Annotated in this window: 19 protein-coding genes and 10 tRNA genes; 8 read left to right on the top strand and 21 right to left on the bottom strand. The window is 40.0% G+C overall.

Annotated features, from left to right (window positions below):
- Nucleotides 1–290: 290 nt before the first annotated feature.
- The 10 genes from HWV03_RS05255 to uvrY all read right to left on the bottom strand — a co-directional run bounded on the left by HWV03_RS05255 (nt 291) and on the right by uvrY (nt 4,722).
- Nucleotides 291–376: transfer RNA gene (locus tag HWV03_RS05255), tRNA-Leu, on the bottom strand.
- An 87-nt stretch (nt 377–463) separates the two neighbouring features.
- A tRNA-Cys gene (locus tag HWV03_RS05250) sits at nt 464–537 on the bottom strand.
- An 87-nt stretch (nt 538–624) separates the two neighbouring features.
- A tRNA-Leu gene (locus tag HWV03_RS05245) sits at nt 625–710 on the bottom strand.
- An 87-nt stretch (nt 711–797) separates the two neighbouring features.
- A tRNA-Cys gene (locus tag HWV03_RS05240) sits at nt 798–871 on the bottom strand.
- An 88-nt stretch (nt 872–959) separates the two neighbouring features.
- Nucleotides 960–1,045, bottom strand: a tRNA-Leu gene (locus HWV03_RS05235).
- 67 nt (nt 1,046–1,112) lie between these two features.
- Nucleotides 1,113–1,186, bottom strand: a tRNA-Cys gene (locus HWV03_RS05230).
- A gap of 38 nt (nt 1,187–1,224) precedes the next feature.
- Nucleotides 1,225–1,310: transfer RNA gene (locus tag HWV03_RS05225), tRNA-Leu, on the bottom strand.
- Between the two features lie 226 nt (nt 1,311–1,536).
- Nucleotides 1,537–2,115 (bottom strand): CDP-diacylglycerol--glycerol-3-phosphate 3-phosphatidyltransferase, encoded by a 579-nt coding sequence (gene pgsA, locus HWV03_RS05220; RefSeq protein WP_211678803.1) that lies wholly within the window; start codon nt 2,113–2,115, stop codon nt 1,537–1,539.
- A gap of 49 nt (nt 2,116–2,164) precedes the next feature.
- Nucleotides 2,165–4,042, bottom strand: a complete 1,878-nt coding sequence (uvrC, locus tag HWV03_RS05215) for an excinuclease ABC subunit UvrC (RefSeq protein WP_211678802.1) — start codon at nt 4,040–4,042, stop codon at nt 2,165–2,167.
- Nucleotides 4,043–4,077: 35 nt separating this feature from the next.
- A complete protein-coding gene (gene uvrY / locus HWV03_RS05210; RefSeq protein WP_067040185.1) occupies nt 4,078–4,722 on the bottom strand; it encodes a UvrY/SirA/GacA family response regulator transcription factor in 645 nt (214 codons plus the stop codon).
- Nucleotides 4,723–5,096: 374 nt separating this feature from the next.
- Between uvrY and HWV03_RS05205 the strand changes: the two genes are divergently transcribed.
- Nucleotides 5,097–5,258: an oxidoreductase-like domain-containing protein gene (locus HWV03_RS05205; RefSeq protein WP_211678801.1), complete on the top strand. Its 162-nt coding sequence runs from the start codon at nt 5,097–5,099 to the stop codon at nt 5,256–5,258.
- 75 nt (nt 5,259–5,333) lie between these two features.
- On the opposite strand, the gene HWV03_RS05200 is transcribed toward HWV03_RS05205, so the two are convergent.
- The 3 genes from HWV03_RS05200 to HWV03_RS05190 all read right to left on the bottom strand — a co-directional run bounded on the left by HWV03_RS05200 (nt 5,334) and on the right by HWV03_RS05190 (nt 6,210).
- A tRNA-Ser gene (locus HWV03_RS05200) sits at nt 5,334–5,424 on the bottom strand.
- Between the two features lie 293 nt (nt 5,425–5,717).
- A tRNA-Ser gene (locus HWV03_RS05195) sits at nt 5,718–5,808 on the bottom strand.
- A gap of 311 nt (nt 5,809–6,119) precedes the next feature.
- Nucleotides 6,120–6,210: transfer RNA gene (locus tag HWV03_RS05190), tRNA-Ser, on the bottom strand.
- A gap of 192 nt (nt 6,211–6,402) precedes the next feature.
- On the opposite strand from HWV03_RS05190, the gene HWV03_RS05185 reads away from it, so the two are divergent.
- Nucleotides 6,403–7,065 (top strand): Bax inhibitor-1 family protein, encoded by a 663-nt coding sequence (locus HWV03_RS05185; RefSeq protein WP_211678800.1) that lies wholly within the window; start codon nt 6,403–6,405, stop codon nt 7,063–7,065.
- Nucleotides 7,066–7,246: 181 nt separating this feature from the next.
- Complete coding sequence (locus HWV03_RS05180) at nt 7,247–7,576, top strand: TusE/DsrC/DsvC family sulfur relay protein (RefSeq protein ID WP_211680015.1); 330 nt, start codon at nt 7,247–7,249, stop codon at nt 7,574–7,576.
- 155 nt (nt 7,577–7,731) lie between these two features.
- Here the strand turns inward: HWV03_RS05180 and serS are convergent, their stop codons facing one another.
- The 6 genes from serS to lrp form a co-directional block, all read right to left on the bottom strand.
- A complete protein-coding gene (gene serS, locus HWV03_RS05175; protein ID WP_211678799.1) occupies nt 7,732–9,018 on the bottom strand; it encodes a serine--tRNA ligase in 1,287 nt (428 codons plus the stop codon).
- Between the two features lie 145 nt (nt 9,019–9,163).
- On the bottom strand, nt 9,164–9,547 hold the full coding sequence (crcB, locus tag HWV03_RS05170; protein WP_211674390.1) for a fluoride efflux transporter CrcB: 384 nt from the start codon (nt 9,545–9,547) through the stop codon (nt 9,164–9,166).
- A 58-nt stretch (nt 9,548–9,605) separates the two neighbouring features.
- Nucleotides 9,606–10,943: a replication-associated recombination protein A gene (locus HWV03_RS05165; protein WP_211678798.1), complete on the bottom strand. Its 1,338-nt coding sequence runs from the start codon at nt 10,941–10,943 to the stop codon at nt 9,606–9,608.
- Complete coding sequence (lolA, locus tag HWV03_RS05160; protein WP_211678797.1) at nt 10,943–11,563, bottom strand: outer membrane lipoprotein chaperone LolA; 621 nt, start codon at nt 11,561–11,563, stop codon at nt 10,943–10,945. Before lolA ends, HWV03_RS05165 begins: the two co-directional genes overlap by 1 nt.
- A 3-nt stretch (nt 11,564–11,566) precedes the next feature.
- A complete protein-coding gene (locus HWV03_RS05155; RefSeq protein WP_211678796.1) occupies nt 11,567–14,203 on the bottom strand; it encodes a DNA translocase FtsK in 2,637 nt (878 codons plus the stop codon).
- A 227-nt stretch (nt 14,204–14,430) separates the two neighbouring features.
- Entirely contained in the window at nt 14,431–14,925 is a 495-nt protein-coding gene (lrp, locus tag HWV03_RS05150; protein ID WP_019440948.1) for a leucine-responsive transcriptional regulator Lrp, read from the bottom strand.
- A 447-nt stretch (nt 14,926–15,372) separates the two neighbouring features.
- On the opposite strand from lrp, the gene trxB reads away from it, so the two are divergent.
- The 4 genes from trxB to infA all read left to right on the top strand — a co-directional run bounded on the left by trxB (nt 15,373) and on the right by infA (nt 18,184).
- The gene (gene trxB, locus HWV03_RS05145; RefSeq protein ID WP_067040162.1) at nt 15,373–16,329 is read left to right on the top strand and encodes a thioredoxin-disulfide reductase; all 957 of its coding nucleotides are present in this window, start codon (nt 15,373–15,375) and stop codon (nt 16,327–16,329) included.
- Between the two features lie 74 nt (nt 16,330–16,403).
- Nucleotides 16,404–17,132, top strand: coding sequence for a leucyl/phenylalanyl-tRNA--protein transferase (aat, locus tag HWV03_RS05140; RefSeq protein WP_211678795.1), 729 nt, complete (start codon nt 16,404–16,406; stop codon nt 17,130–17,132).
- 12 nt (nt 17,133–17,144) lie between these two features.
- A complete protein-coding gene (locus HWV03_RS05135) occupies nt 17,145–17,828 on the top strand; it encodes an arginyltransferase (RefSeq protein WP_211678794.1) in 684 nt (227 codons plus the stop codon).
- Between the two features lie 137 nt (nt 17,829–17,965).
- Nucleotides 17,966–18,184, top strand: a complete 219-nt coding sequence (gene infA, locus HWV03_RS05130; RefSeq protein WP_006032603.1) for a translation initiation factor IF-1 — start codon at nt 17,966–17,968, stop codon at nt 18,182–18,184.
- A gap of 171 nt (nt 18,185–18,355) precedes the next feature.
- Here the strand turns inward: infA and HWV03_RS05125 are convergent, their stop codons facing one another.
- Together HWV03_RS05125 and HWV03_RS05120 are read right to left on the bottom strand one after the other, a co-directional pair.
- A complete protein-coding gene (locus HWV03_RS05125) occupies nt 18,356–18,646 on the bottom strand; it encodes a YeaC family protein (RefSeq protein WP_211678793.1) in 291 nt (96 codons plus the stop codon).
- Between the two features lie 213 nt (nt 18,647–18,859).
- Nucleotides 18,860–20,287 carry a glyceraldehyde-3-phosphate dehydrogenase gene (locus tag HWV03_RS05120; RefSeq protein WP_211678792.1) on the bottom strand — a complete coding sequence of 476 codons (1,428 nt, stop codon included), beginning with the start codon at nt 20,285–20,287 and terminating at the stop codon, nt 18,860–18,862.
- A gap of 363 nt (nt 20,288–20,650) precedes the next feature.
- Between HWV03_RS05120 and HWV03_RS05115 the strand changes: the two genes are divergently transcribed.
- The gene (locus HWV03_RS05115) at nt 20,651–21,523 is read left to right on the top strand and encodes a DUF2989 domain-containing protein (RefSeq protein WP_211678791.1); all 873 of its coding nucleotides are present in this window, start codon (nt 20,651–20,653) and stop codon (nt 21,521–21,523) included.
- Nucleotides 21,524–21,525 lie beyond the last annotated feature (2 nt).

Below are 21,525 nucleotides of genomic sequence, written 5' to 3'. Positions count from 1 at the left end.
AACGGCAACTTAAATAACCATAAAATATTTCATAGTTTCATATAAACGATAATAGACGGTAAATGAAGGTAAGCTTGAAATAAACCAGAGTTCAGGAACAATATCAATCATCTTTCTTTTAGCCACAGCTGTAAAATCGACTGTCAGAGATACTATTTACAATATAAGATGTTATCCGATAAAGTCGGCTTTGATGAATTCAGATAATCCGAAAAATAAATAGCCAGTTTATACAAGGTAAATTTTAGACATAAAAAAACCAGCTATAAGCTGGTTTTTTTATAAAATGTTGGTGCCCGAGGCCAGAATTGAACTGGCACGCCTATTAAGCGAGGGATTTTAAATCCCTTGTGTCTACCGATTTCACCACTCGGGCACTGAATTCTGTTGTTTATTGCTAAACATTTATAGCTTATTCGTTCACAGTGCTGAACCAATAAACTTGCTCTTACGAGCTAAATCATGGAGGCGGGTCCCGAAGTCGAATCGAGGTCCACGGATTTGCAATCCGCTGCATAGCCACTCTGCCAACCCGCCATATACTGCGATGACAAATTAATTGTTAACACAGAGTGCTAATTTTACATCTTAGCGAGATATACTATTTCTAGTATTAGTATTAATTGGTGCCCGAGGCCAGAATTGAACTGGCACGCCTATTAAGCGAGGGATTTTAAATCCCTTGTGTCTACCGATTTCACCACTCGGGCACTGAATTCTGTTGTTTATTGCTAAACATTTATAGCTTATTCGTTCACAGTGCTGAACCAATAAACTTGCTCTTACGAGCTAAATCATGGAGGCGGGTCCCGAAGTCGAATCGAGGTCCACGGATTTGCAATCCGCTGCATAGCCACTCTGCCAACCCGCCATATCCTGCCATCACAACTTTCGTTGCTAATACAGGGTGCTAATTTTACATCTTAGCGAGATATACTATTTCTAGTATTAGTATTAATTGGTGCCCGAGGCCGGAATTGAACCGGCACGCCTATTAAGCGAGGGATTTTAAATCCCTTGTGTCTACCGATTTCACCACTCGGGCACTGAATTTTTATAGTTTATCCGTTCCAGTGCAGAACCAATAAACTTGCTATTTACAAGCTAAATCATGGAGGCGGGTCCCGAAGTCGAATCGAGGTCCACGGATTTGCAATCCGCTGCATAGCCACTCTGCCAACCCGCCAAATTATATGTTTAATGTTATACCTAACAAAAAGAAATTGGTGCCCGAGGCCAGAATTGAACTGGCACGCCTATTAAGCGAGGGATTTTAAATCCCTTGTGTCTACCGATTTCACCACTCGGGCAATTTCTTTAACATTTCATCTAAGCTGCTTTATATAAACCGCTGTAGACCCTATGTGCTGACGCATTCTACAGACCTAAAAGATAGAGTCAACACCCTTTTATCTTCCGCGATCAAAACGCTTACGTTTCAACCTAAACAGTCTGTTTTTTAACTAAAAGGGGTTAAATATCACCGGAATAACGGGATAACCAAAAAATAGTCTACCTGGCCCGTAGCAGTTACGTCTAATCTTCGCTTGTTAACTCACCCCATGCTGCAGAAAAGTACTGCACCATAGAAACAACCGTTAACACCATTGCGGCATAAAACACGATATAAGCAAGGTAAACCATCCAAGGGCCTTGTTGCCAAACAAAACCGCCTAGCGCCATCATTTGAAAGCTTGTTTTCCATTTACCTGCATTACCGACAGCAACATTAGCACGTTTGCCCAAGTCCGCCATCCATTCACGTAAGCCAGAAATAGCCAACTCTCGGCCAATCATGATGAGTGTTGGGATCATTATCCACAATGCACTGTGTTCGCCGACACTCGCCGCGATACGGTCGTGATCACCCGCAACCATCACCAATGCAGTGATAACCATTATTTTATCTGCGACAGGATCAAGGAAAGCACCCAGCTTACTTGATACATCCCAACGTCGAGCTAAATAACCATCAAGGTAGTCAGTTGCACCTGCAACAAAAAAGATCCATGCAGCAATATAAAACGAATTTTCAATTGGTAAATAAAACGCGAGAACAAAAAAAGGAATTAAAATCACGCGAAACAAAGTTAAAATATTTGGTATGTTTTTCATTATTCTCATGCTTTTGAAATTGAAACATCCCTATAGTCCTATATCTTGCTTATTGATGCAATGAATCATAAATTTTTTCTGCTAAATCAATACTTATACCTGGTACTTTTGCTATTTCCTCCCTACTCGCACTACGTAACTGCTGTAACCCCCCCATAAATTTAAGTAATACTTGGCGGCGCTTCGGTCCAACACCAGCAATATTTTCTAAAGAGCTGGTACGTTTAACTTTATTACGACGAGCGCGATGGCCAGTAATCGCAAAACGATGAGATTCATCACGAATATGTTGAACAAGATGCAAAGCTGCTGAATCACTGGGTAAGTAGAACTCTATATCAGGTACATTGTCCAACGCACCCGACAAGATTAGCGTCTCTAAACCTGCTTTACGCGTCACACCTTTAGCAATACCAATGATTTCGGGCCGTTTAACAGTAAAATTATCAGCGTATTGAGTTAGCACTTGCTCCGCCTGTGTCATTTGCCCTTTACCACCATCGATAAATAGAATATCAGGTATTTTGTCGATTTCTGTAACCTTCTTAAAGCGGCGATCCAATACTTGGGCCATCGCGGCATAATCATCCCCGCCCGTGATCCCAGTGATATTAAAGTGTCGATAATCTGCTTTATTGGGTCCATCTCGATTAAATACAACGCATGAAGCAACCGTCTGTTCGCCGCCAGTATGACTAATGTCAAAACATTCCATACGTTGGATTTTGCCATCAAAGTTTAATACTTTTTCTAATTCTTTAAAACGATTAAGTACCGTGCTTTTCGTTGCTAGCTTCGTTGTTAATGCCGTTTCAGCGTTAGTAAGCGCCAACCTTAAAAACTTAGACTTGTCCCCTCGTTTAGGGCTAGTTAGCTTTATTTTACGACCCGCAAGTTGACTTAAACTTGATTCAATCAAGTCATTATCTTCCGCAAATTCCGTTAACAATATTTCCTTAGGAATCGCCTGTTCAGTCTCTTTATTCAAGTAGTACTGTAATAAAAACGCCTGAATCACTTCACTCATTTCTGTATTTGCAGGCACTTTAGGGAAATAACTACGACTGCCAAACACCTTACCCGAGCGTACGAATAACAAATGTACACAGGCGATACCATTTTTAAAGGCAAATCCGATAACGTCCATCTCACCTAAATCAGATGTCACATACTGCTGCTCTTGAATCGTTCTTAATGCTTGTATTTGATCGCGATAGCGTGCTGCCTCTTCAAATGCTAACTCTTGGCTGGCTTTCTCCATCTTAATTACTAATTCATTAATTACGTCAGTATTTTTACCCTTCAAAAATAGCGCAGCAAGTTCAACCTGTTGTTGATATTCCTCAGGATTATCCATTTTTACACAAGGGCCTAAACACCGCTTAAGTTGGAACTGTAAGCACGGACGTGAACGATTTTGATAATAGCTATCTTCACACTGACGCACAGGAAATAGCTTTTGCATTAAATGCAAACTTTCTCGTACAGCGCTGCCACTTGGATAGGGACCAAAATATTGCCCTTTACGCTTATTTTTATTACGAATAGACGTTAATTGCGGATGCTTATGATCGGTTATCAAAATGTAAGGGTAAGACTTATCATCACGTAATGAAACATTATAACGTGGCTGATAGCGTTTAATATACGTATGCTCAAGCACTAACGCTTCGGTTTCAGAATGCGTCACAGTTACATCAATACTCGTAATATGAGTGACTAATACACGCGTTTTTTCACGATCGACGGTTTTTCGAAAGTAACTGCTTAGGCGTTTATGTAGATCTTTCGCTTTACCGACATAAATAACCACATCTTTATGGTCATACATACGGTAAACACCGGGTTGGTGTGAAACTGTTTTCAAGAAATCTTGATAATTGAATTGTTCTTTTGAAGGCATAAAATAAAAGACGCCCGAAGGCATCTTTCTCAATTGAAATTAAGTAAGGTCATGCTTAATTATAGTGTATCTGCATCTAAGATACCGTGTCTTATCGCAAGGTGAGTCAGTTCTACGTCACCATTAATATTAAGCTTACTGAATAGGCGATAGCGATAAGCATTAACCGTCTTAGAGTTAAGGTGTAATTGTTCGGCAATATCGACCACTCTCTGCCCTTTCGTGATCATCATCATGATTTGTAATTCACGCTCTGACAGACTTTGGAAAGGGTTCTCATCTGCAGACGAAAATTGACTTAATGCCATCTGTTGTGCAATTTCAGGCGCAATATAACGCTGCCCACTATGTACTTTACGGATTGCACTTAACACTTCGTCAGGTGCTGCACTTTTAGTTAAATAGCCTGCACCGCCTGCTTGCATTACTTTGCTTGGAAATGGTTCTTCCGTGTGTATCGTTAATACGATAATTTTAATATCAGCATTGTTCCGTAAAATTTTGCGAGTCGCTTCTAATCCGCCAATACCTGGCATGTTCATATCCATCAAGATCACATCTGGCTGATTTTCTCGACAAAACTGAACGGCATCCTCTCCGCATGAAACTTCACCCACGACTTTAATACCACGTACATCTTCAAGAATTCGGCGAATCCCAGTACGGACTAATTCGTGATCATCGACAAGGAATACATTAATCAAAAGAATATCTCCGCATACACATAATTTCTAAAGAACATAATACATTAGATGGCCAAAAATAGGTTGTTATTTTTACGCTAAAGTTAACCATAGAAGCTAATATATTTATGCCAAATAATAATATGCCATTATATATCAATAATTTAATAACTATATTACTTTAAAGCTAAAATGCGGTTCAGTTAGCAAAATAAATATAGTTACTAAAAAAATGTGAAATATCAAGCTATGTATAAGGCCTTTATATAGATATATAAAGGCCTTATACATATTTATTATTGATAATACAGCTTATTAATTAACCACCACTGATTTGATCAATGCCATTCAAAATATGTTACATTTTGCCTAACGCTAGCGAAAAGGATAAATCAATGGAAAAACCGCAACCTGAGTTAATAGAAAAACCCTACCCACCCGCAGATGATGATTGTTGTGGTGGCGGCGCTTGCTGCCCTTGTGTTTGGGATTATTACTACGAACAACGAAAACGATGGAATGCACAACGTGCCGCATTACTTGAAGAAGCTGAATAAATTAGAGAGATTAAATAATACCAGATAGCAAAAAGCCGGTACTTAAATGAATAAGTACCGGCTTCTCTATATAGATGGCGGAGGAGGAGAGATTTGAACTCTCGAGGAGCTATTAACCCCTGCTGGTTTTCAAGACCAGTGCATTCGGCCACTCTGCCACCCCTCCGCAGCAATGGAGCGTATAATAGAGATACACCGTCCAGTTGTAAAGTAAAAAGACCAAACCTTCAAACTTCGCACAAAATAAAACCAACTCGATCAATTTTCTAGCGACAGAATAACACAAGTGTTTAAAAAACGTCAGATTCGATATATTTATCAACAAAATAACGGTGAGAATAAACTACGCTGAAGAATAATAGCTAAATGACAACGAAGCAGTGGCGTGATGAAAGAAAAATAAGGCTTAAGATGCAAAAAAGGCGCTACCTTTTCAGGTAGCGCCTTTCTCTATATAGATGGCGGAGGAGGAGAGATTTGAACTCTCGAGGAGCTATTAACCCCTGCTGGTTTTCAAGACCAGTGCATTCGGCCACTCTGCCACCCCTCCGCAGCAATGAGCGTATAATAGAGATATGATTGAGTATTGTAAATGTCTATAAGCTAAAAAAACACGCTCAACGATCTAACCGTTTACTTTTCACTCGCTTCGCGCTGTAATCCAACAAAGAGGGTGTGCGAATTGATATGAGCAGATATAAGCAAATGTTATGTTAGCGGAACGGGGCAGTATACGAGCAAAACAAGAAATTCGCCTAAACCAAACTCGTGAGGATATTAACGGTCAAAATGAGATGGATGAGGGATGCTAAAATGCAAAAAAGGCGCTATCTTTTCAGATAGCGCCTTTCTCTATATAGATGGCGGAGGAGGAGAGATTTGAACTCTCGAGGAGCTATTAACCCCTGCTGGTTTTCAAGACCAGTGCATTCGGCCACTCTGCCACCCCTCCGCAGCAATGGAGCGTATAATACAGCGTTTGACCTAAAAATAAAGTGTTTTTAAAATTTAATCACATTTTTAAGCAGAAAGGCTTGTTTTTAGCTTATTTGGCTATAAATTAACTATATTGTCATATTATGTCGGAACTTTAGGGTATACTGACAATCTAACTAGCTGTGTTAATAATTAAGGAAAAGACACCATGCAACAACGTACGATTCAGACTCAGTCGCAGGCAAGCGTACTCGCGACGAATAAGGTGCTTAAAAACACCTATATGCTATTAGCGATGACACTAGCGTTTTCAGCGTTAGTTGCTAGCGCAGTGGTTACATTAAACTTACCTTCTCCAGGTATCATCATTACCCTAATTGGTGTGTACGGATTGATGTACCTAACAGAGAAAAACCGCAACAACTCAATGGGTATTTTATTTGTATTTTTATTCACAGGTTTCTTAGGTTATACCGTTGGCCCATTAATTAACATGTACTTAGGCGCGGGTATGGGTGATGTTGTCGTATTAGCACTTGCTGGTACTGCATTTACTTTCTTTGCTCTGTCTGCATATGTGCTAACAACCAAAAAGGATATGTCTTTTCTTAGTGGCATGATGATGGCAGGTTTTGTCGTACTTATCGTGGCTATGATTGGTAACATATTTTTACAAATTCCAGCACTTAGTCTAGCAATCAGTGCTATGTTTATTCTGTTTTCATCTGGCGCTATCTTGATGCAAACAAGTTCTATCATTCACGGTGGTGAAACAAGCTATATCTCAGCGACTGTCACTATCTTTGTGTCACTATATAATATCTTTGTTAGCTTATTACAAATCTTAGGTATTATGAGTAGCGACGACTAATCTCGTTGTTAGTGTTGATAAAGTAGATCTAACGCCTTATTAGTTAAGTCCCGTTAATTCAAACTCTACTCATAGAGAATTGATTTAAGTTATACTATACATAAGAAGTTATATTTATAAATAGTGAAAAGCCTCGTTTGACGAGGCTTTTTTGTTTTCCCTCTAAGATTAGTTTATGCCTATGTTAATTATCAATGAACAAGAAATCGCAACCGACAAACTGGGTTATTTACTTAACTCTAACGATTGGAGTGAAGCACTTGCGCCAATTATTGCTGAGCAAGAAGGTATCAGCCTTAGCCCAGCTCATTGGGAAGTTGTTCATTTCGTGCGTAATTTTTACCTTGAATACAATACCTCACCTGCTATCCGCGCATTAGTAAAAGCAATGGCGAAGAAACTGGGGGCAGATAAAGGTAACAGCATCTATTTATATAAGCTGTTTCCTAAAGGCCCTGCGAAACAAGCAACCAAAATAGCGGGATTGCCTAAACCAGCGAAATGCCTTTAATCGACGCTCTAGTTAGCGTTCCTGTTAACACGAGTCCCATTATATTGAATAATTAATGAAGGGATTTTGTTAAACCAGAAACCAAAAAGCCCCGCTGAGTTGTTCGCATAACTCAGCGGGGCTTTTATTTAATCGACTCTTTATTAGCGGTCAGATTAACCCATGTGCGTTAGACCGCCCATGTAGCCTTGTAATGCTTCAGGTACTTCAACACGGCCATCAGCAAGCTGGTAATTCTCTAGAATCGCGACTAACGTACGACCTACCGCTAAACCCGAACCGTTTAGAGTGTGTAGTAGCACAGGCTTCTTATTGTCTTTAAGACGTGTACGTGCTTGTAAACGGCGTGCTTGGAAATCTTCACAGTTAGATACTGAAGAAATTTCACGGTACGTTTTCTGTGCAGGAACCCATACTTCTAGGTCATATGTTTTCGTTGCGCCAAAGCCCATATCACCCGTACACAATGTCACTACACGGTATGGCAAGTTAAGCTTGATTAAGATGTTTTCAGCGTGCTGACGCATCTCTTCAAGTGCTTCGTATGATTTTTCAGGGTGTGCTAATTGCACCATCTCAACTTTATCAAACTGATGCTGACGAATTAGACCACGAGTATCACGACCATAAGAACCCGCTTCACTTCGGAAACAAGGTGTATGTGCAGTCAAACGTACAGGTAGATCAGCTTCGTCAGTAATAGTATCACGTGCAGTATTCGTCACAGGTACTTCAGCAGTTGGGATCAGGCTTAGACCTTGACCTTCTTCTGTTGCAGGTTTTGTGTGGAATAGGTCTTCACCGAATTTAGGTAATTGACCAGTGCCGTATAGCGAATCAGCGTTAACAAGGTAAGGTACATATAATTCTGTATAACCGTGTTCTTCTGTGTGCGTATCAAGCATAAATTGCGCAATAGCACGGTGCATACGTGCAATCTGGCCACGCATAACAATGAAACGTGAACCGGTAATTTTAACTGCGTTTTTAAAATCCAGACCGTTAAGCGCTTCGCCTACATCAACATGATCTTTAATTTCAAAATCAAATTCTTTTGGTTGACCCCAACGCTTTAACTCCACATTGTCATCTTCATCTTTACCTAGTGGCGCAGATGGATGTGGCAGGTTTGGTAGCGATAGTGCAATATCTTCAATTTTAGTGAGTAACTCAGCGAGTTCAGCTTTAGCCGAATCAAGTTCTTCGCCTAATTTTCCCACTTCAGCTAATAGTGGTTGAATATCTTCACCACTTGCTTTTGCTTTACCAATGGATTTAGAACGTACGTTACGATCATTCTGTAATTGCTCTGTACGGATCTGTAATGCTTTACGCTGTTCTTCTAATGATTTGATTGTATCAACGTCTAGTTCAAAACCACGGCTCGCTAAACGCTGTTTAGCTTCTTCTAAGTCTGCTCGAAGAAATTTAGGATCTAACATTCTTTACCTACTCTGCTTGTTTTATTTCGACCTGAGTGCGATTTCCTTGCACTGGGCCCAAAATATCTGTTGGTATTATTAACACGTATTATTTTAACGTGTATTTACTCTTTCATCACGGTATTTATACTTAAAATACGGGTCTTTATGCTCGAAATACTAAGCGCATACCTAAATATGCAACAAAAATACACACGAATACGTTTAAAGATACATTTAGCCCTGCTTTTAACCACTCACCTTGCTGTAATAACAACAAAGAATCCATCGAAAATGTCGAAAATGTCGTCAACGCACCTAAGAAACCTAAACCTATAAGTTGGCGCCAAGGTGTTTCTGCAATGATGTTGTCATCAAGTAGGGCGAACAATACGCCCATCAATAACGAACCTAAAATATTAACAATTAGTGTACCGAAAGGAAAACCCTTGCCCAGTACCGCCGTTGCAGTCTGGGCAATAACAGTCCGTAATACCGCACCTGTTGCACCGCCAAGTGCAACAAAACCGTATAATGCTAAATTATTCATTGATAGTGCCCTGCTTTATTCATTGATAGTTCTGTGTTCATTAATTAAAGTACCGTGTTTATTTATAACGTTGTCTTGGACTATTGATATCGAGCTGATGCAAGTAATCAAGTTTTTGCTTAATTTGCTTTTCAACGCCGCGATCAACAGGATGGTATAACTTAGTACCTTGCAATGCTTCTGGCATATAACATTCACCCGGTGCATACGCGCCTACTTCATCATGAGCATAACGATAGTCATCACCATAACCAAGATCGGACATTAGCTTAGTTGGCGCATTACGTAAATGCAGGGGTACATCAAAGTCAGGTTGTTCTTGTACTAACATTTTCGCTTGTGAGAATGCAGTATAAACCGAGTTACTTTTGGCCGCGGATGCGAGATACACGATCGCTTGGGCAATCGCTCTTTCACCTTCATAAGCGCCAACACGGCTAAAACAATCCCATGCCGATACAGCAACTTGCATCGCCCTTGGATCCGCATTACCGATATCTTCTGACGCAATAGCAAGCAGACGTCGTGCTATATGCAATGGATCACAACCACCTGCCAGCATACGTGCAAACCAATATAAAGCGGCATCGGGAGATGAACCACGAATTGACTTATGCAGGGCAGACATCAAATCGTAATAAAGCTCACCTTTGCTATCAAAGCTATTCACTTTTCGACCGACAACAGACATCAGCCTTTCAAGGGTAATAAATTTTCCTTGCCCTTCGTCTTCAGCCATATCATTTAATAGCTCGAGATAATTAAGGCTCTTTCTGGCATCGCCATCAGCTAACTCACAGAGCTTTTCTTTCACACCTAACGCAAAGTTAAATTTAACATTAACAAGACCTCGCGTATCAGTCAGCGCTTGATCAACAACTCGTTGGATCTCGTCAACGGTTAATTTTTTCAGTACATACACACGCGCACGTGATAATAACGCGTTGTTTAATTCAAATGACGGGTTTTCGGTCGTTGCACCGATAAAGATAATCGTGCCATCTTCGATATGTGGTAAAAATGCATCTTGCTGGCTTTTATTAAAGCGATGTACTTCATCCACAAATAAAATGGTGCGATAGCCTTGGATGGCATTATCTTTGGCTTTTTCTATCGCTAAACGAATATCTTTAATACCCGATGTAACGGCATGTACCCGCTCTACTCTAGCATCACAGTAATGGGCAATCATCTCTGCGATCGTGGTTTTACCTGTACCAGGTGGCCCCCATAAAATCATTGAGTGAGCATGACCAGCCAGTAATGCACGATGTAAAGGTTTACCCTCACCAAGAATGTGAGTTTGACCAATATATTGCGACATTTTCTCTGGTCGCATTCTTGCTGCGAGTGGTTGAAAATCAGGACTAAAATCAAGTGACATCGTATTATTCATTAGCGTTGATCATCTATATCTGTATCTTCCGGGATAATAAAGTTAAACAACGCAGGATCCATCTTATTCATTGTCTTATGATTTGTTAACGCAAACAGGCTATGTTGACCTTGTTGCTCTTGCACCGAGAATTGTGACATTTCACCTTGCTTAAATTGTAAAGTAAATACAGCCGCAGTAGGATCATTAGGCGTGATAACAGTATAAACACCCGCCTTTTTAGTGACGCGATAATTTCCCCATGCAGCTTGCTCTGAGCCTGCAATTAACATAAAGGGTGTATTTGCAATCGCATCTTTAAGTGAGTAAATACTAACTTGTTCAACAAACGGATTGTAAAACCACAAACTTTCACCGTTCGAGACAATCAATTGCTCATCAGGTGACACAGTTTCCCAACGAAACTGATTCGGGCGCTGTAATTGCATAGAGCCTTGCGCTGTCGATAAGTTATCCCCCTCAGCAGACGTAACGGTTTGTGTAAAGTCAGCACTGAATGGTTTTAACTGAGCAAGTTGACCTTGTAGCTCTTCTTTAACACTTTGTGCGTGCGTTAGCATTGATGCAGTCATGAGTACTGCAGTTGCTACGATTTTTTTTAGTGATATTTTCTGTTTCATAAATTAATCCTTCGGAGGCGGTGGCGCCAATACTTCTCGATTACCGTTATGTCCAGGTGAACTCACAATGCCCTGCACTTCCATCTCTTCGACGATACGTGCGGCACGGTTATAACCGATTTTAAACTTACGTTGTACGCCCGATACTGAACCTCGGCGTGTTTCTGTTACATGGTATACCGCTTGATCAAATAACTCATCAACATCGGATGAACCTTCTGCGACTTCACCGGGTAGTAAAGTATCAGCCGTTGCTTCACCATTTAAAATTTCGTCAATATAATTCGGTTCACCACGTAATTTCCAATCTGCTACAACACGATGAACTTCATGATCGTCAACAAATGCACCATGAACACGAATTGGCACACTGGTACCAGCTGGCTGATACAACATATCACCCATACCTAATAGTGTCTCAGCACCAGCTTGATCAAGAATGGTACGAGAATCAATTTTACTTGATACTTGAAACGCAATACGCGTTGGAATATTCGCTTTAATTAACCCCGTGATCACATCAACAGAAGGACGCTGGGTCGCTAAGATTAAATGGATACCGGCAGCACGGGCTTTTTGGGCGATACGCGCTATTAACTCTTCAACTTTTTTACCGACAATCATCATCATATCGGCAAACTCATCCACGATAACCACAATCGCAGGCAGTTTAATCAAGGCAGGTGCGGTCTCGTCCATACTATCGCCCGGCTTCCATAATGGGTCGAGTATTGGCTGACCAGCATCAATCGCTTGTTGTATTTTACTATTAAAGCCTGCGAGGTTACGAACGCCTACCGCTGATAATAATTTATAACGACGTTCCATCTCACCCACACACCAGCGCAACGAATTAGCCGCATCTTTCATATCGGTAACAACTTCAGTTAATAGATGTGGGATACCTTCATACACCGAAAGTTCCAACATTTTAGGATCAATCATGATCATGCGGACTTCTTCTGGCGAGGCCTTATAAAGTAAACTCATAATCATCACGTTCACACCAACCGATTTACCCGAGCCCGTAGTACCCGCAACCAATAGATGTGGCATCTTAGCCAGATCAACCACCACAGAATCACCTGCAATATCATGACCCAATACCATTGAAGTTTTTGATTTAGCTTCCGTAAATGATGGACTCGACATCACATCAGAAAGAAACACGGTTTCTCTATACTTGTTCGGCAGTTCAAGACCAATAACCGATTTTCCTGGGATAACTTCGACAATACGAACACTCATTGCAGATAATGAGCGGGCTAAATCTTTCGATAATGCCGAGATCTTACTGACTTTAATACCTGGTGCTAAATTTAGTTCAAAACGCGTAATAACGGGTCCAGGGTGTACATCGACAACTTGTGCTTTAATATTAAATTCGAGTAATTTTTCTTCGACTAAGCGCGCAACATGGTCTAGTTCAGCTTGAGATATCGGATTAATTTTCTTATCAGGCTTATCTAATAACTCTAAACCCGGTAGTAAGGTTAACGGCTTTTCTTTAAATTGCAGCGGGTTCGTTGATACAACTTGGTCACCGACAATTTCAAAACCATTATCAGAGCCATTATTATTAATTTGGAATACTGGCGCTAAAGCAGGCTCATCCAGTTGCAGGTCAGTACTTTTCTCTACGGCAGTAGATTCTTCAGCGCTCTGGTTATTAAAGCTTTGCGTATGTAAGTTGTTAGATTCGATAACACCATTATTGTCAGTTTTAATATCATTATCAGCAGGATAATCGTCCTGCATATGCTCAAACTCAGCAACATCGAATGCTGAGTTTGACGGTTCTTGGCATGGTATAAGCTCATCAACGGCTGTGAATGATATATTAACTGCATCATTATATTCATCGGTCAGTGGTTTATCCGCTTGTTCAGGTATCACTTTTTCGCTTTCACCCTGAGCATTTACAGAGGGAGTACGTGTTTTCGGTACAGAAGCTTGATATTCATCCTCAGATACCAACGCGTCTTCATTTACTTCCGTTTTCGCCGGTCGATTACTGAACTCTTTCACTTTATCGACAACAAATTGGCAGGCATTAATCACGCTCGCACCAAGCATATCAACAATTGTTAACCAGGATATCCCTGTTAACAGCGTAAAACCAATCGCAACAAAGCTCAGTAAAATAAGTGTTGAACCCAATATACCAAATAACTCACTGATCGCTTGTTCAACAACATCTCCAATTAAACCACCTGATGAAAAGTAATAAAGATCATCAAAATTAACAGATGCCAGTCCACAAACACCGATTAACAGCAATAATGCGCCAATCATGCGTAAACCAACAGTAAAAAAGTCTATTTCATCAAGTTGTCTCGGACGCCAAAAGATAAACCAAGCCAATGAGACAAATGCGAGTGGTATTGCATAAGCATAAAGACCAAAAGTGAAGAATAAAACATCGCCCATCCACGCACCGAGTGAGCCAGCGGCATTCTTTACAGGCCCTTCCCAGCTAGTTTGGGACCACGAGGGGTCTGCAGGATCAAAAGTCACTAATGCGACCATTGCATAGCAAGCGATAAAGGTAGAAAAAATGAATCCAACTTCAAAAACGCGCTGGATACCTGATAATGGGGCAAGATATTTAGATGGAATAGCTAAATTAAATTTGTTCATCTTGATTTATGACTCTTGAAGGCGACGGTTTTACGTTATCTACTATACCTAAGTTACTGCAAGATGCACAATCAGCAAACCGAATAAAGGTAACTTGGTATATGAGCTATCAACTTTAAATAAATGCTAGAAACAAAACAAGCGGCAATATGCCGCTTGTTGATTATTTATCATTTTATTTGCGTTAATCTAGGATTACGCTAAAAGATTATGTGCTATAAGTTAAATTAACGCGTTTTAATAACTAAACGGTTACTTTGTTTTACTTCTTCCATAACAACATAAGTACGAGTGTCATTAACACCCGGTAAACGTAATAGCGTTTCACCAAGTAAACGACGGTAAGCTGACATATCAGATACACGTGTTTTTAATAAATAATCGAAGTCGCCAGATACTAAATGACACTCTTGAATTTCTTCAAGCTCTTGAACCGCTTTATTGAATTGCTCAAATACATCAGCAGCACCACGGTTTAAAGTGATTTCAACAAAAACAAGCAATGAAGCATCAAGAAATTGTGGATTTAGAATTGCGGTATAACCTGTAATATAACCTTGGCGTTCTAAGCGACGCACACGCTCTAAACATGGTGTTGGACTTAATCCTACACGTTTCGACAACTCTACATTGGAAATTCGGCCGTCTTTTTGTAATTCATTAAGAATATTACGGTCGATTCGATCTAGTTCCTTCATTGGTCGAGTTTTTACTTCCATCATCATTTCCACCCTTTTACATCCCAGTAAAACTTTGTTTTTCAAATAATCCATTCATTTGAATACGCAATAGTTAGAATTAACTTAAAGTACTAGCTAAATCCTAACCAAGATTATAATAGCCTACAATAATTCAATTTACGAGGCTTATGTTATGCGTTCTCGTCTCTAGAGACACATAATATTTACAAAGACACCGCTTACATAACAATAGGCTAACATCGATGTTTTATTTCTAAGCCACCAAAATAGACGTTTCGGTGGCTTAATTAGACATTAACAGAACATTAATTCCATTGAAAGGGGGGATATGCAAAATATATAGCTGAATCGCGGTTTTCACTATTTTTGCATTATTATGCATTTTAAAATTATATTTTTACTCTACTATTTACCCCGCGCCACAAAGTTTTTACAATTGACCTCAATTATTGGTATTAAGGAATCGTAATGAGTAATACAAAACACTGCCGTCTACTTATATTAGGCTCAGGTCCAGCAGGATATACCGCAGCGGTTTATGCTGCTCGTGCAAATCTAAACCCTGTAGTAATCACCGGTATGCAGCAAGGTGGTCAACTAACCACTACGACTGAAGTTGAAAACTGGCCGGGTGATGCTGAAGGGCTAACGGGTCCTGCATTGATGGAGCGTATGAAAGCACACGCTGAGCGTTTTGAAGCTGAGATCATTTTTGATCATATCAACGATGTTGATTTATCAGTTCGCCCATTTAAATTAAAAGGCAATGATGTTGAGTACACATGCGATGCGCTCATCATTTGTACTGGCGCATCAGCGAAATACCTTGGTTTACCTTCAGAAGAAGCATTTAAAGGCCGTGGCGTATCAGCTTGTGCGACCTGTGATGGTTTCTTCTACCGCAATCAAAAAGTGGCAGTTGTTGGTGGTGGTAACACCGCCGTTGAAGAAGCGCTTTATCTATCAAATATCGCTTCTGAAGTGCATTTAATTCACCGTCGTGAAGAATTCCGCAGTGAAAAAATCTTAACCAAGCGCTTACAAGAAAAAGTAGCCAACGGTAATATTACATTGCACCTGAACAAAACACTTGATGAAGTATTAGGTGATGAGATGGGTGTAACCGGTGTCCGTATGCGTGATACACGTACTGACGAAACCAACGACCTTGATGTAATGGGTGCCTTTATCGCTATCGGTCATCAGCCAAACACGGATTTATTCACTGATCAATTAACCATGAAAGATGGCTACTTGAAAGTAAATTCAGGTACAGAAGGCTTCGCGACACAAACAACTATCCCTGGTGTGTTTGCTGCTGGTGATGTTTCTGACCACATTTACCGTCAAGCAATTACGTCAGCTGGAACAGGCTGCATGGCAGCATTAGATGCCGAACGTTTTCTTGATGGATTAGGCGATTAATCCGTTTATTCTGCTAAGGTGATACCCAAGGTATCACCTTTTTCAAACCTCCTCCTTTTTCAAGATCCCCCTATATGCCAATCTATTTACCTGAACTTACTCACGACTTAACTTATTTTCCACCAGTCAACACCGCGTTAAGCGAACCCGATGGTTTACTTGCTATGGGTGGCGATCTCAGCCCTGAGCGGCTTATAAATGCGTATCAACAAGGTATCTTTCCTTGGTTTGAAGAAGATCAGCCTATTCTTTGGTGGTCACCGAGTCAACGCATGGTATTAATCCCAGGTGCAATGCATATATCACGTAGCTTACGTAAATCTTATCGTCGCCAAAACTTTAGCCTGTCTATCAACCATGCATTTGCAGAGGTGATTGAATCTTGCGCAGAGCCTCGTGGCTATTCAGGTGAGACTTGGATAACAGATTCGATGCAAAACGCATATTTACAACTGCATGAAATGGGCTTTGCACACTCTATTGAAGTCTGGCAAGAGGAGCAATTAGTTGGCGGTTTATATGGCTTATATATTGGCGATATTTTCTGTGGGGAGTCGATGTTTCATACTATTACCGATGCCTCTAAGATCGCCTTTATCGGTCTACAGCAACACCTCGCAGATATGGGCTGTAAGCTGATCGACTGCCAATTACATAATGAACACTTGGCCTCATTAGGGGCAACAGAAATTAGTCGTGACACATTTATCAAGCAACTCAATAACCGAGACGTTACCGCGAACCAGCATCTATGGCAGCCTCAAGCGCTTGTATTAGACTTAATAGATAAGGCCAGCACATAGGAACACTATAATATGATTAAAGTAGCCTTAACGCCGCCAATGCCTTGCAGTTACCTTAGCGAGCAGCAAGAACAAATTCTTGTTGTCCAAGATGACCAATTACACAGCCAAGCAGGTTATGAAGTCTTATTACTCAATGGCTTTCGTCGCAGTGGTAATGACGTATATCGACCACACTGTCAAACATGTCAGGCTTGCCAATCAATACGTATTGATAGCCAATTATTTAAGGTAAGTAAAAGCCAAAAACGCTTACTCAAAAAAAATAAGCACATTGAAATGCGGGTTAGCCATCAACCACGACCGGATTATTATCCATTGTACGAACGTTACATTAATACCTTACACAGTGATGGCGCCATGTTTCCCGCCAGCCAATCTCAATATGATGGTTTTATAACCAGTGCTTGGTTAACCCCCACCTTTCTCGAGTTTTATCTTAATGACACCCTTATCGCGGTAGCCGTCACCGATGTGATGGCTAATAGTATGAGCGCCATGTATTGCTTTTATGACCCCAATTTTCTACACAATTCCTTAGGTACCTATGCTATTTTACAGCAGCTTTTATTAGCAAAGGCGACAGGTAAACAATGGCTATATTTAGGCTATCAAATTGATCAGTGCGGCAAGATGAATTACAAGGTTAACTTTAACCCACATGAGCGCTTGGTGGCAGGAAAGTGGCAGGACTAATCCAGCCTAAGAGTCAATAATAAAGCGTTTTAAAAATAAAACGTAAATATCTTACCTATAATATATACAGGCCAGCGTAAATCTGGCATCATCTTGCGGTCAAATATAGCTATTATAATTAAATTTTAAGAGGACTCATGGCAAAAGAAGACAGCATTGAACTACAAGGTACAGTTCTAGATACACTTCCTAACACAATGTTTCGTGTTGAATTAGAAAACGGCCACGTTGTTACTGCGCATATCTCAGGTAAAATGCGTAAAAACTACATCCGAATTCTTACTGGTGATAAAGTTACTGTTGCACTAACACCTTACGATTTATCTAAAGGTCGTATCGTCTTCCGTGCCCGTTAATCACGAGCCTCTAAAAAAACCAGCGTAAGGCTGGTTTTTTTAGGTCTACGATTTACTGTATTTCCCACAACTGCATCTATCTAATAAGGTCTTAATACCCTTCAATTTCAGACTGCCTACGACTCAATTTCGATCGTCTACAGTTGACCCCTTAATTACCCTATTTATCGATTATTCAACATCAACGCGTAAGATCTCTTCTTCCTGCGCTGCTTTTTTATCTCTGAATTGTTGCTTTAATACAGCTTTCTTAAGCATAGCAATTTCACCATCAGTACCAATTGTAAAATGCTCAGGTTCAGTATTGAAACGTGACTGATACAGCATCACAGCTTGCAGAGAGCTATCTTTTTGTGCCGATGTCAATACTACACCGTTTTCCCACTTACCGAGCTCTACCGCCGTTCTAAGCTTTTCATATACTTCCGGTGTCATGCTTTCAAGTAACTTATCAACTGACATATTTACGTCCTTTGTTAATGCTCAGGGGCGTGCCCTGCTAAATAATAAAATATACAACAACCCTACTATAAATACGCACCGATTTAAACTATAACAGCGTTGGGGATAACTCGATTCACATAATCGAACAGAGTTTGCTATAAACAAAAAAGGAAGCCAATTGGCTTCCTTCATACAACTATCTTATATAGATAACTCTAATACACTGTTTGCTTATGCAAATTCGTGCATATCGATACCAGCCATTTTTTGCATTACGCGTAAAACCTGGCAGCTATAACCAAACTCATTATCATACCAAACGTATAATACTGCGCGGTTACCTTCGGCAATAGTAGCTAATGAATCAACGATACCAGAGAAACGGCTACCAACCATATCTGTTGATACTAATTCTTTAGACGTACTGAAATCAATTTGATTGTGTAATGGCGAACTTAAAGACATTTCTTGTAAGTAGCTGTTCAAAGATTCTCTTTCAACTTCTTTATCAAGGTTTAAGTTAATGATTGCCATTGATACATTCGGCGTTGGTACACGAATAGCGTTACCAGTCAGCTTACCTTTTAACTCAGGTAGTGCTTTTGCTACTGCAGATGCAGCTCCCGTTGACGTTAATACCATGTTCATTGCAGCGCCACGGCCACGACGGTCGCCTTTGTGGAAGTTATCAATCAAGTTTTGATCATTAGTATATGAATGCACCGTTTCAACGTGACCATTAGCAATACCGTATGCATCTTGAATCGTTTTCAGTACTGGTGTGATTGCATTCGTTGTACAACTTGCCGCTGATACAATGTTATCTTCAGGTAAGATATCAGTATGGTTAACACCATAAACGATATTTTTAATCTCACCTTTACCAGGAGCAGTTAGCAGGACTTTTTCTGTACCCGGCGCTTTTAAGTGCAGACCTAAACCATCTGTATCACGCCAGATACCCGTATTATCTACTACAAGTGCATTCTTAATACCGTGCGCAGCGTAATCGATTTGATCAGGACCATTTGAATAAAGGATCTTGATGTAAGTACCGTTAGCAATGATTGCATTGTTTTCTTCATCAATATCAATCGTACCATTGAAGGGACCATGTACTGAATCACGACGTAATAAAGAAGCACGCTTCTCAATATCGCCAGGACCACCACGTACAACTATTGCACGTAAACGTAATAGATTGCTCTCACCTGTTTTATCAACAAGTAAACGCGCAAGTAAACGACCAATACGGCCAAAACCATATAGAACAACATCACGAGGTTCAGGCTGAGTATCGTTATTTAATGCAGGTGCTAATTCAGCACGTAAAAATGCGTCGATACCAGTAGAATCTTCATTATCAGCCCAATAGCGAACAGCCAAACGACCGATATCAATTTGAGAATTGCTAATTGGTAATTCACTGATCATTTGCAGTAATGGGAAAGTTTCAGTGAAGCGTAATATACGTCCTTCATGACGTTTAACTACACGGTGTGCTTTTTGGAGATCAATTGCTGTGGCATTTTGTAATGGACGACCGTAAATTAATACTTCAACGCCTTTATTACGGTACAGCTTTCCTAACAACGGTAGCATAGATTCTGCGAGTTCTTGGCTCTCTTGCCAGTTCAACAAATGACTTTCAGATGGCATCTTTTTTCCCTTTTAATCACAACTACATGTAAGAAACATTAAAACAACAGCCAGTTAACCAACGGCTGGTTTTTAATCAATTAGATAAGGTAATCATACAAAAATAACCACTAATTTACCAATTAATCATGTGAATTAGGTCTTTTTTTACTTTCTTACTTTCATTCAAAACACAAAAATTTAACAATGAAATAGTAACGGCTTTACTTTTTCCGCTTGCTCACTTTATGACCGAGGTGATAACTCAGTAATTCAGCACAAACATCGATAGCTTTAATCCCTTCAGTAATTTAAAAACGGAGTTAGACACAATTACTTAATCTGTGGTAGTGTTCCAAAATCACTCGTTTTAATCTTATTTTTATGTATCGTTTATTCTCTATTGGTCGTTTAATTCCAGTTATTGCTATTGCTAGTTTATTGGCAGCCTGTGGCGAGCCGAGCGATGTAGTGACTATATGCGAAAATGATAATGCGCTCTGCCAAGATCTAAATTCAGACCAATGGTGTCAAAGAGAAAGAGATAGTCTTATCACTGCCCGTTTTCACCTAAAGCAGAATGAGACAGAACAAACACAGTATTCATTATTAACATCCCTCAATACTTATCAAGAGTGTATAAAAATTGCGGCACTAATCGAGCCAAGAACGCACCCAGAATTAAAAACCCAACGTGTTTCGGCGATGTTAAGTACTTATGATGAATTACTGGCATTAGAAAAAAAGACACTTAAGAGTAATAACCCGTATATCCTCAATTACCACTGGGTCACTCATAATAATGAAGCGGCAAAACGACGCTTTATCGCTTTATCTAAAAAACAAAGCTTTGATGATCCAGTATTGTATTTCGCCATTGCTAATATTTATGACAACAATACCGACAAAGCAACTGTTAATTTATTGAAAGGTATCCGTCTACTCGGCGATGATCACGAGATGACAACAAAGCTTATATATGGGTTAATCACCGCTTATATGCATCAAAGAAATTATGACCTCGCATATTTATGGTCACATGTGGCTATTATTTTAGAGGTTGAAAATATAAATCTAACGCTATTCACACATAACAAAATATCGCAAATTAAAAAGACACGTTTAGAAGTATTGGCAACAAGGATTGCAGAACAAATAGAAGATCAAGAGTTTACTGACGAGAGCTATCAATACATACTCTCATCAGTCAGTTTAATACCGCGATTAAAACCCGTTACGTACAGTAATAAAGGTTAACC

The organism is Moritella sp. 36 (assembly GCF_018219415.1).
GTDB lineage: Bacteria > Pseudomonadota > Gammaproteobacteria > Enterobacterales > Moritellaceae > Moritella.
The sequence above is the reverse complement of the archived record's forward strand: the minus strand, read 5'-3'. Positions and strand labels throughout refer to the sequence as shown.

Coding starts and splice junctions, on each gene's coding strand:
- HWV03_RS05165 (WP_211678798.1), bottom strand. CDS start 10,943: ATGAATAATACGATGTCACTTGATTTTAGTCCTGATTTTCAACCACTC.
- lrp (WP_019440948.1), bottom strand. CDS start 14,925: ATGATGGAAGTAAAAACTCGACCAATGAAGGAACTAGATCGAATCGAC.
- crcB (WP_211674390.1), bottom strand. CDS start 9,547: ATGAATAATTTAGCATTATACGGTTTTGTTGCACTTGGCGGTGCAACA.
- pgsA (WP_211678803.1), bottom strand. CDS start 2,115: ATGAAAAACATACCAAATATTTTAACTTTGTTTCGCGTGATTTTAATT.
- lolA (WP_211678797.1), bottom strand. CDS start 11,563: ATGAAACAGAAAATATCACTAAAAAAAATCGTAGCAACTGCAGTACTC.
- HWV03_RS05125 (WP_211678793.1), bottom strand. CDS start 18,646: ATGTCAGTTGATAAGTTACTTGAAAGCATGACACCGGAAGTATATGAA.
- HWV03_RS05115 (WP_211678791.1), top strand. CDS start 20,651: ATGTATCGTTTATTCTCTATTGGTCGTTTAATTCCAGTTATTGCTATT.
- trxB (WP_067040162.1), top strand. CDS start 15,373: ATGAGTAATACAAAACACTGCCGTCTACTTATATTAGGCTCAGGTCCA.
- HWV03_RS05155 (WP_211678796.1), bottom strand. CDS start 14,203: ATGAACAAATTTAATTTAGCTATTCCATCTAAATATCTTGCCCCATTA.
- HWV03_RS05205 (WP_211678801.1), top strand. CDS start 5,097: ATGGAAAAACCGCAACCTGAGTTAATAGAAAAACCCTACCCACCCGCA.
- HWV03_RS05135 (WP_211678794.1), top strand. CDS start 17,145: ATGATTAAAGTAGCCTTAACGCCGCCAATGCCTTGCAGTTACCTTAGC.
- uvrC (WP_211678802.1), bottom strand. CDS start 4,042: ATGCCTTCGGGCGTCTTTTATTTTATGCCTTCAAAAGAACAATTCAAT.
- HWV03_RS05120 (WP_211678792.1), bottom strand. CDS start 20,287: ATGCCATCTGAAAGTCATTTGTTGAACTGGCAAGAGAGCCAAGAACTC.
- HWV03_RS05180 (WP_211680015.1), top strand. CDS start 7,247: ATGTTAATTATCAATGAACAAGAAATCGCAACCGACAAACTGGGTTAT.
- aat (WP_211678795.1), top strand. CDS start 16,404: ATGCCAATCTATTTACCTGAACTTACTCACGACTTAACTTATTTTCCA.
- HWV03_RS05185 (WP_211678800.1), top strand. CDS start 6,403: ATGCAACAACGTACGATTCAGACTCAGTCGCAGGCAAGCGTACTCGCG.
- infA (WP_006032603.1), top strand. CDS start 17,966: ATGGCAAAAGAAGACAGCATTGAACTACAAGGTACAGTTCTAGATACA.
- serS (WP_211678799.1), bottom strand. CDS start 9,018: ATGTTAGATCCTAAATTTCTTCGAGCAGACTTAGAAGAAGCTAAACAG.